The following is a 10,156-nucleotide window of genomic DNA, read 5'->3' as shown; positions in this document are numbered from 1 at the left end:
CACACTCTAGTGATACGTTTGATAGCTCAGCGGTACATCTACTAGCAATGATGGTTCACAAATCAACAGAAGAGGGTAGAAAGTGGCCGAATAAAGCTAAGAAATGGATAAACTTGTACAAATGACGAGACGTGAAGAAATGACTAAACGTGGATATCGAGCAGGCTGCCAATCACTTCGTTGTTCTTATCTACAACAGAGGCGCCGATACGGTTGTAGCTTGCCGCTTGAGTTAGGCTGACGAGAGGCTCTATTGGATTGGCTGGTAATTCAGAGGCAACCTTATTAAACGCTAGCTCGTTGTCTTTGACGAGATCCACTTTATTGAAGGTCAAATCGTTTTCTTTAACAAAGTCTTGTTGGATTTCATGCGCAGCACCTTCAGCCATCTTCTGCGACAGCTGAATCATATTATATCCGGACTGAATTCCCGATACTGGCATGTTAATCCTCTCACTTGTTATGCTTTTGTTAGCATAGGAAGTGTTGTTATTTCGTGCAAGTGCTTTTACTGAATGTTTGATTAAGCAAACAGTTTCGACAGCATCTCGCGTTCTTCACTTGATAGTAAAGGGCTTTCTTTTTTATGAAGAGAATGGTTAATGTCACCTTGTAGTGATTTCAGCTGAGCAGCAGTCAACTCATTAATCTTCTTTCGTAACTCATTAAATTGTTGAGTAGTCATCTCGACCTCCTCACGTTTCTTGGGCTTCTCCTTCATTAACCCACCTCAGCGACCTTCATGGTCACAATCAAACAGTGTTCTAATATGGTTAGAATAGGTTTTGGATGGTGATTTTTTGTCCGAGAAATGTCAGGTGGTATCAAGTGACGTGTAAGAATATTCTTATGAATAAGTCCCGTAATCATAAAGGGGTAGAATCATAGTCTACCCCTTTAATATGCGAAGCCAGCTCAATAGTCTTAGTTAGACCACAGGCTGAGTTAGTTCACGCGAACGGCAAACTTAGAGGCGAGCGAATGTAACTCCGGTAGCATGCGATAAATAAGATGCAATTGCTGAAGTACCATTCGAGCTGAATGATCGTCCTCGTCGCGCCATTCATTCAAGCGCTGCTCCAAGTTCGTATCGTTAATTGAGGATAAATCGCATTCTTCACAATGTTGATGCAATTGTTGGTGAAGCACATCTAAATGTTGGTGGATACAACGGTGTGCATCAAGCACCAATTGATGGATGGCCTCATCTTCTATTCTTGTGCGGTGTGCGCCAAGAGCAGAGATGTAGCTGAGCATGGCATGGTTAAGCGTTAAGAAGCGAAAACTCTCATCCACGGCGGTTCGATACTTGCCGGGCTCTGCCAACATCGTACTGATCGCGGAAGAAAGGTTTGCATCGTTATTGTGTGCTTGTCGACGGGCGATTCGGTAACTTAAGTTATCTTTCTTGCCAATTCGGTACTGGCCAATGATTTGACCCAGATACTGTTTGTTTGCATCTATCGCATCTGACATGACCTTGTGTAAGCGTTTTGATTGCCAATCGGGCAGGATGACCATGACCGCGCCAACGGCCAGCACACAGCCAATCAGTGTATCTGCAAGGCGAGGAAGTACTACCGCATAACCTTCGCCCAGTTGGTTGAACAGGAACAGCACTAATAGAGTGATAAAACCCGTCGCATAGCCGTAGTTGTTGATTCGGAAAGCAAAGAACATCACCCCAGAAACCACAATAAACACCAGTTGGCTTTCTTGTGAAGGGAAGAAGGTAAGAAGTGGCACGCCAATCAGTAAGCCCGCCAATGTGCCTATTACACGCGCTGTGAGTTTTTGTCTTGTCGCACTGTAGTTTGGTTGGCAAACAAATAACGTGGTAAGCAGAATCCAATAGCCACGATCAATGTCGAAGGCTTGGATGATCCCGTAGCCCGCGGTTAGTGCAATTGACATGCGTAATGCATGGCGAAACAGCATGGAATCTTTGTGTAAGTTCGCTGAGATACGTTGCCACATCGCTTTCAGCGTATGTGGGTTCGTATCATCTAGCACATCTTCTTCCAAGCGTTCTGCATCTGGGTTGTTAATGTTACTAAGCTGTTTCTCTACGGTCGCAAGGTTATTGAACAAGTAGGTCAACTGACTCAGAAGACGCTTCCAGTGTGCTTGTTCTTGCTCTTCCAGATAACCCAATGAGTTCTGTAATTCGGCTAACGCCAAAATCGACTGGTCAGTGTGGGTGTATTCGTTCCCTAATCGAATCGCATGAGCAATATCGCGACAAGCCTGAGCTTGGGACTCAAGTAAGTACTTAAAGCGGAATAAAACGTCTGAGCGCTCGAATTCGGTGGCCAAATCTTGGTAACGATAGTGGCTTGAGCTAACTCGTTCGTGGATATCTTGTGCGATAAAGTAGATATTCAAAAATCGGTCACTTGGGCCATCAATATGCCCACGCTTAGAGCGGCTTAATAGCGTTGCTTTACAAGCGTTGAGAGCGTTCACTGTAGCCGCATTTAACTTTGCTGCTTCGATACGCATTGGCTGAGGCGTTAAGTTTGTGACTGGGTGAAATAGCTTGGCCTTCGCGTCGAGATAATTGGCGATTTGGAGGAATACAGTTGCAAGACTTTGCTGAACAGGTTGAAGTGGCCAGAACATCTGCCAAATCATCGACATGAAATAGTACCAAGCCGCACCAGTGAGAAGCAGGAGCGGTTGAAACCAAATGTTGGTACTTTCATGGGCGCCGAGCATGGTGTAGATAGCGATCAGCAACGATCCAAACGCGATGCTGGCGTATTTCGGGCCGATAGCACCCAGCATGATAAAGCCAAAGGTTGAGACAAACAGCCCGACCGCAAAAGCCCATGGCGTATCAAAGAGAATCTCAATCGAGAAAGCGGCGACGGCGAAACAGATAAAGGTAAGAATCAGTGCTTTGACCCTTCCCGTGAAGCTGTCGTCACTCTCTGCCAATGCAGCCGCGATAACACCTAAGATGAGGGGCGTGATCAATGAGTTTTGTTGAAAGTACCATGCAGGAATCACGACGCCTAATAAGGTAATAAGGATCAGGATACTGTAGTTGATGGTTTTGTTTGCCCAATAGAGGCGAAATTTTAAAGCAGCTTGCACAATGCGCCTTTCGTTGCCGGTGGAAAACGAGAGAATTTTAACAAACTCACTATAGCGTGTTTATGACCTAATTTAATAAAAATCGTCATTTGCTCAGGAAATCAACAGAATTGTCATTGACTTAACGCATCGATAGCGAGCGATAGGGATAATCGTTGTTCACAAATTCAACAGTAATGTGATTTTTAATTAAGAATACCGACAGAAGGCGATTTGTGCCTCATCCATCGCTACAATTTAGCCGTCTAAAATGATATAAAACTGGAACTTCTATATCAAAAGGCGCACCTTTCATGCAGCTTACTGCCTCTAATAAAGCACAGTTTTTTATTCAAAATGAGTATTACCAAGTCGAAATAAAAGAGAACAGTGTTTTATTAAGTTCAGTGGGTAGTGAAGAACACATCCCATTTACTATTTGGAATGGCAAAGTGAGCGTTAAACGCGGTCTACTTTGGAGCTCTCTTCAGTTCTTTGCTCATGAGCAAGATGGCAAGCAACAAAGTTGGCTCGTTCAAGGTTTGCCTTGGCCGCATTGTCGTAAGTTTGCGGTTGAAGCGGTACGTCAATATCAAGATTGGCACAATACCCAGTGCCGCAAACTCGCGGAATACCTTCCTAAGTGGGAAGATGAGTTGTATCAACTTAAACACCTCCCGGCTTATCTATCGCATTCAAAAGTTCAAACCTGGGTCGACCAACTCAACAGTGAATTAGTCGAAATCAAAACCAGCTTGGTGGAAGCGAAAATGCGCATGCCCAAGCGAATGGCTGAGATTGAACCGTGGCTTTCTGATACTTCTCAAACACTGAGCGAGCGAAATCACGAGTGGCTTGAGAATGAACGCCCGAATTGGGAAGTGCTATTTAGCCGGATCGAATCTTCACCATTGAATCTCTCGCAGCAGCATGCTGTGCTTCTCAATGATGATCACAACCTTGTTTTAGCGGGGGCAGGTTCCGGTAAGACGAGTGTACTGACGGCGCGTGTGGCGTATTTACTGCAAAGTCACCAAGCACAAGCGGAAGAGCTTTTGATGCTGGCCTTTGGTCGTGACGCTGCGAAAGAGATGAAAGAACGCTTGGTCGATAAAGTGGGCTTGGCGGCAGAAGGCGTTCGCGTGAATACTTTTCACCAACTTGGTCTGCGCATTTTAAACCAAGTGGAACCTCAGCCGTTAGAAATCAGCCCACTTGCTTTAGATGACAATCAACGTACAGCATGGTGCATCGATTGGCTCAAGAAGCATTGGATGACACCGACTAACTTTAAGCGCTGGCAAAAGCACTTAGATAAGTGGCCGATTGCGTACTTGAAAGGTGATGATGAGCTAGGTAGTCACTCCGAAAACCCGAAATTGATCGCTTGGCTAGACAATCAACTGTCACAGCTTGCTGCGGTTGGCCTGACTAAAAAGCAAGTGCAAGAAAAGCTGGTAAATCACCAAGACTATACGCGCTTGAACAGTGAGCTTGCACTGTGTTGGCCATGCTTTAGTGCGTGGCAAAAGATGCTAAAAGAGACCAATCAGGTGGATTTCCCAACGATGATCAGTCGAGCGACGGATTACGTCAAGAAAGGGAAATACATTTCGCCTTGGCGCTTTATTATGGTGGATGAATACCAAGATATCTCTCCTGACCGTTTAGCGCTTATTGAAGCGCTATGTGAGTCAACAGAGAAGCAAGCGGGAGCAACCTTGTTTGCTGTAGGCGATGATTGGCAGGCAATTTATCAGTTTGCAGGGGCCGATGTGGATCTCACAACGGGCTTCCAAGATCGATTCACACACTCAACCGTGCATCATTTAGACACCACGTACCGCTTTAACAACCAAATCGGTGATGTGGCAAATACCTTCGTCCAAGAGAACCCATCTCAGTTGCCAAAGACTCTAAACAGTCATAAGCAACGTAAGCAGAAGAGCGTGCATACTGCACCAAGCAACCAAGTTGAGAAGATTCTTGATCAGCTCAACCAACAGGCGAAGAAAACCAAATCAGTGTTGCTACTGGGTCGTAACCATTACCACAAGCCTGATTTATATGATGACTGGTTGAAGCGATTCCCTAAACTTGAGATTCGCTTTATGACCTGCCACGCGAGTAAGGGCAGGGAAGCAGACTTTGTAATCATCCTATCGGTGGATGAAGGCCAGTTCCCAGCGAAGAAGAAGCAAGCGCATATCGATGGCGCGTTGAGTGAATCAAAAGACAAATATCCGTATGCCGAAGAGCGTCGTTTGTTCTATGTCGCTTTAACGCGTGCTAAAGAGAAAGTTTGGATTACCCATACCGGCGCAGGTTCTGCGTTTGTGCAAGAGTTGGTAAACGGCGATTATCCAATCGTAACTTCAAGATAAAATCTACCCGTTACTTAATTACAACAAAGGCGATACTCAGTATCGCCTTTGCTTTATTTGTGACTGACAGAGCCACTAATCGAAATTAAGTGCGTTCTGCTAGGTATGCATCGTAGTCTGGTACTTCAATTTCCACTTCTTGGTCGATCAGTGGAGAATTGAATAGGAACTTAGCGGTTGCACGGTTTGTTGCCACAGGGATGTTCCAAACACTCGCAATACGAAGTAGGGCTTTCACATCTGGATCATGTGGAACAGCATTAAGTGGATCCCAGAAGAAGACCAGTACGTCGATATTGCCTTCAGAAATTAACGCGCCAAGTTGTTGGTCGCCGCCCATTGGGCCACTGATCATGCTTTTGATCGCTAACCCAGTCTCTTTGCTTAGCATATGGCCCGTTGTGCCGGTCGCGTACAAGAAGTGGCTTTGTAGCTTTTCTTTATTCTCTTTTACCCAACGAAGCAGTTCTGGTTTGCAGTTATCGTGGGCAACCAATGCCACATGCTTGTGTGCTGGCATGGTACGAGTTGTTTTTTGCATTAAGTTATTTCCATCTTTAATGATCTTAAATTCACTACCATCAAATAGAACACATTTTTTGCCAATCAATCAACAGCCTTAACGCTGAAAGTCGGCCTATATTCTGACGGAGATAACGATTCTTCAATTGTGTCGTCATGAAGCGTCTTTGGTGTTAACGGTTTGATCACTGGGGATGCGTGTTCTTCATACGGTTCATGGCGCAAATAGTGCGTTGCTTGCATCACAGAAAGGCGTCCTTGCTCAACCATTTTGTCGGTTGGAGCGAACAGCACTTTATGACGAAGTAGGCCGCGATAAACACCGTGGCTGAGGTACACAGAAACCAGACCAATGTCTTTGGCCTTGCCCGCACTGCGCAGTTCACTGATGGCGGCCTCTATAGCAACGGCACTACCAACGATATAGTCGATGTTGCCCATATCAATCACGCGCTGAACAAGGTTACGCTGTAACTCCTTGTCGTTGTCGGCCCAGTAAGAGTCAACGATGTTAATGTCGCTGTCTTTGATGGCTTCATAAAACCCTGTCGTTACAGGTTTTGTACCGCCGCGAGTTCTTGGGCCAAGCAGTAGAGCAATATTGGTTTTACCTGAGCCCTTAGGGTGCTTTTCTGCTAGGTATTTGCCAGCTTCGTAGCCCATCCAGTACCAATCAACACCAACTACGCCTTTCAGCAGTTTGGTTTGTTCTTCATTGAGTTCAAGCTGGTTAACGGTAGCAAAAACTGGAGTATTGCCAACCCAGTTTTTAAGGTTGTGTTCGTAGGCTTGCGGATCGACCGTCCCGAGAATGATTGCATCGGCGCCCCATTGGGTACACAAAGCAAGCTGTTGCTCTTGACGGGTTTTGTTCGGATATCCCCCAGCTTCGAGAACGCGCAGGTCAACACCGAGTTTTTCCGCTTCGGAAACCATTCCATAGTTTACTGATAGCCAGTATGAATCCTTTAAATGAGGGTAAATGGCACAGATTTTTTCTGCAGCAGAGCTTGGCACTGAAGCGAAAAGTGACAATGCGAGTGTAGAATGTGCGAAAATTGTGCGATATGGACGCTGATTTATAACCATGAAATGAAGTTCGTTGGCATAGATTAAGTAAACACTGCAAAATATAACGTAATATGTCGCCGAACACGAATATTAAGGTCAGGAAAATATGTTGCTAGCTACCGCAAGCATCGGTCGTAAACTGTTGTTGTCCTTCATTGCTATGGCAATGTTGGTGATGTTATCAGCGTTAATCGGTGTATCAGGGTTCTCTCTGGTGGCAAAAACAGAAAGGAACGTCGTGGACTCTGCCATACCGGCAATGATAGAAGCTCGACAAGTATCAGAGCTCAGTACCCGTATTATTTCATCGGTGCAAATGTTGTCGAATGCGCAAAATGAACAAGAGCGTAAAGAGGCGGGACGCGTCCTGTTCGATCAACTTGAGTCATTGCTGACGCACATTAAAGAGTTGGGCGGCGAATCTTTTGATGCTCAGCTTCTTGAAGCGCTAGAAAATAACGTCCAGAACGTGATTAACAACCTAGCGGAGCTCGGCGTCACAGTAGAACGTAAATTGTGGCTAACCAAAGAGATCGACACTCGCGTTGAGGAAATGCGTTTGTTGAGCGAAGAGTTAGAACAGTTAACACGTACGCAAGTACAAAACACCAGTACGATTGCGGTTGCTAACGTTACCCATATTTATGACCTGTTGGAATCCAACAAGAAAGCCCAAGTGTATCAAGCACTGGATGCGTTAGTTGAAGTCGACCTAGACCTGACTGAGCGACTGCATGAACTGCATTTGTTGGCGTTCAAAATGCTCAACCAGATTGAAGAAGCCCGCACACTCACCAACGTCGATCGTATTCAACAAATCCAAACGGCGTTTGAAGATAATCTCAAGATCATGAAGCGTCGTGTGCTTGCGGTAGAAGACCCAACTCGCTCAGAACAAATGAGCCAGTTGCTCACTGATCTTGGTAAACGCCAAGTGGTGTTCACCATCTTGCTTCAACAGTATGAGAACAATGAACAGTCGCAAGAGTTAATGCAAAAAACGCTTGAGCTTTTCTCTGAGTTGAATGGCACGGTGAATAAGCTGGTGGATGACTCTAACCAGACCACGCGCGTTGCTGTTGACCAACTGACCAGCACCTTAAAGTTCGCGCAGTGGTCTCTGACGGTGATTTCTATCATTGGCCTTATCATCGTTGTAATCATTCTTTGGCGCGTTGTTTATGTCTCTGTAGTGAAGCGTTTAGCAGAGTACTCATCTGCGCTACTGTCTGTTGCTCAAGGTAACCTTGCGGTTGAGCTAGAAGTAAAAGGCAAAGATGAGCTGGCACATATGGGGCAAGCGATCATCACGGCACGTAACACGGCACAAGCACTAAAAGTTGTCGCTGAAGGCGAGGCGCAAGCCAAACGTGAGCTGGAAGAGCACAAGGAGCACTTGGAAGAGCTGGTTGAGCAACGTACATCCCAGTTGAAACAAGCAAACCGTCGTTTGAACGAAGAGGTGTTAAACCACGCCAAAGCGCGCAAACAAGCGGAACAAGCAAGCCGGGCGAAATCTGCTTTCCTTGCGACGATGAGCCACGAAATTCGTACGCCAATGAATGGGGTGTTGGGAACGGCCCGTCTACTGATTGACTCTGGTTTGAATCCAATGCAAAAACGCTACGCGGAAATCATCAACCGCAGTGGTAAAACCTTGTTAGCCATTTTGAATGACGTATTGGATTACTCGAAAATCGAAGCCGGACACTTGGAGATCCGCAGCTTAGGTTTCGACTTGCATCAGATGGTGGAAGATACCTTCCAATTGATGAACGGAAAGGCACAAGAGAAGAAGCTCTTGTTCTCTTACCATATTGAAAGTGATGTCGGCCGTTACTGGAAAGGAGATGTTACGCGAATCAACCAAGTCTTAAGCAATTTGGTTGGTAACGCGATTAAATTCACTGAAGAAGGTGAGATTGATATCTACGTTAGCCTCAACCCAGAAGACGAGTCACAAGTTCTGTTTGAAGTGTCTGACACAGGCATTGGCATTGCCAAGAAAGATCAGAAAACACTATTTGATGCCTTTACCCAAGCGGAAGGTGGGATGAACCAAACTGGTGGCACTGGCTTAGGTCTGGCAATCAGCCGTCGCATCATTCAGGCCATGGGTGGTTGTTTGGATGTGGATTCGGAAGAAGGCCACGGTAGCCGCTTCTGGTTCTCTATACCCCTAGAAGAAAGCGAGCCAGTAGAAACCGTAACGATTGCAAATGCCCGTTGTAAGGTTCGTGCAAAAGTCCTAGTTGTAGAGGATAACCCTGTTAACCGCGTGGTGGCGGAAGGCTTTTTAGAGAGCATGGGGCATGAAGTTACGATGGCAGAAAATGGCCTAGAAGCGGAGCAGATCATTGACAAGCATGATTTCGACATCGCTTTGGTTGATATCAACTTGCCAGATTGTAACGGTGCTGATTTAATCCACCGCCTCAAACGCATAGAGCGTAATAAGCCAGCCGACAAAGCATTGGCTCCAACGCCAATGGTCGCGGTTTCTGCTCATGTATTTGCTGAAGAAGTGGAAAGCTACTTAGCCGCAGGCTTTGACGGTTATTTACCGAAGCCAATGGAAAAAGAAGCACTTGCGGCGCTCATTCAAGACATGTTGGATGGCAAGCAGCTCTTACTACCTCAAGAGTGCGTTCTTCAAAATGAGACAACGACAACAACGAATAACAATGAAATGTTAGTCACAACAGACCCAATAGCAGAGGAGCCAGCGATGGTAATCATCAACCCGAATGTGATTCAATCAGACATGAAGTTTTTGGGCAGAGAGAAGATGCTGCACATCATCGATTTGTTCCGACAAACCAGTGCTGATGTATTAAGCCAAATGGAAGCTTCAGCGGAAAATGGTGAGAGCCGAGCGGTAAAAGATCTAGCCCATAAACTGAAAGGCAGCGCAGGTAGTTTAGGTTTAACGGCTTTAATGAACACATGTCAGAGTATTGAGGTTGCAGCGGAGTCGCTGGAGGCATACACAGAGCATCACAACGCGTTAAAAACACAAGTGAGTGAGTCAGTGATTGCTTTGGATAATTTGATGGCGCAATAAGCTCTTCACGGCCTTACTGCTTGAACCATAAACAAAA

The 10,156-nt window shown here is 45.8% G+C and carries 7 protein-coding genes; 2 read left to right on the top strand and 5 right to left on the bottom strand.

Going from position 1 to position 10,156, the window contains the following annotated elements; translation table 11 throughout:
* Window positions 1-143: 143 nt before the first annotated feature.
* The 3 genes from KHO06_RS23030 to yccS form a co-directional block, all read right to left on the bottom strand.
* Window positions 144-410, bottom strand: coding sequence for a hypothetical protein (locus KHO06_RS23030; protein ID WP_045458547.1), 267 nt, complete (start codon window positions 408-410; stop codon window positions 144-146).
* Between the two features lie 113 nt (window positions 411-523).
* Window positions 524-685: a hypothetical protein gene (locus KHO06_RS23025; RefSeq protein WP_005431757.1), complete on the bottom strand. Its 162-nt coding sequence runs from the start codon at window positions 683-685 to the stop codon at window positions 524-526.
* Window positions 686-945: 260 nt separating this feature from the next.
* On the bottom strand, window positions 946-3,099 hold the full coding sequence (gene yccS, locus KHO06_RS23020; protein ID WP_005431795.1) for a YccS family putative transporter: 2,154 nt from the start codon (window positions 3,097-3,099) through the stop codon (window positions 946-948).
* Window positions 3,100-3,392: 293 nt separating this feature from the next.
* Between yccS and helD the strand changes: the two genes are divergently transcribed.
* Window positions 3,393-5,462 carry a DNA helicase IV gene (helD, locus tag KHO06_RS23015; RefSeq protein WP_212582607.1) on the top strand — a complete coding sequence of 690 codons (2,070 nt, stop codon included), beginning with the start codon at window positions 3,393-3,395 and terminating at the stop codon, window positions 5,460-5,462.
* Between the two features lie 85 nt (window positions 5,463-5,547).
* On the opposite strand, the gene KHO06_RS23010 is transcribed toward helD, so the two are convergent.
* Both KHO06_RS23010 and torT read right to left on the bottom strand, forming a co-directional pair.
* Window positions 5,548-6,003, bottom strand: a complete 456-nt coding sequence (locus KHO06_RS23010) for a methylglyoxal synthase (protein WP_182052297.1) — start codon at window positions 6,001-6,003, stop codon at window positions 5,548-5,550.
* Between the two features lie 65 nt (window positions 6,004-6,068).
* Window positions 6,069-7,097 carry a TMAO reductase system periplasmic protein TorT gene (torT, locus tag KHO06_RS23005; protein WP_280519536.1) on the bottom strand — a complete coding sequence of 343 codons (1,029 nt, stop codon included), beginning with the start codon at window positions 7,095-7,097 and terminating at the stop codon, window positions 6,069-6,071.
* Window positions 7,098-7,161: 64 nt separating this feature from the next.
* Here torT and torS point away from each other — a divergent pair, with 64 nt between their 5' ends.
* Window positions 7,162-10,119: a TMAO reductase system sensor histidine kinase/response regulator TorS gene (gene torS / locus KHO06_RS23000; RefSeq protein WP_212582605.1), complete on the top strand. Its 2,958-nt coding sequence runs from the start codon at window positions 7,162-7,164 to the stop codon at window positions 10,117-10,119.
* Window positions 10,120-10,156 lie beyond the last annotated feature (37 nt).

Origin of the sequence: Vibrio sp. B1FIG11 (genome assembly GCF_905175335.1) — a bacterium.
Classification (GTDB): Bacteria; Pseudomonadota; Gammaproteobacteria; order Enterobacterales; family Vibrionaceae; genus Vibrio; species Vibrio campbellii.
Note: the sequence above shows the minus strand (reverse complement) of the source record. Positions and strands in the feature narration are given on the sequence as shown.

Coding starts and splice junctions, on each gene's coding strand:
- KHO06_RS23010 (WP_182052297.1), bottom strand. CDS start 6,003: ATGCAAAAAACAACTCGTACCATGCCAGCACACAAGCATGTGGCATTG.
- helD (WP_212582607.1), top strand. CDS start 3,393: ATGCAGCTTACTGCCTCTAATAAAGCACAGTTTTTTATTCAAAATGAG.
- torS (WP_212582605.1), top strand. CDS start 7,162: ATGTTGCTAGCTACCGCAAGCATCGGTCGTAAACTGTTGTTGTCCTTC.
- KHO06_RS23030 (WP_045458547.1), bottom strand. CDS start 410: ATGATTCAGCTGTCGCAGAAGATGGCTGAAGGTGCTGCGCATGAAATC.
- KHO06_RS23025 (WP_005431757.1), bottom strand. CDS start 685: ATGACTACTCAACAATTTAATGAGTTACGAAAGAAGATTAATGAGTTG.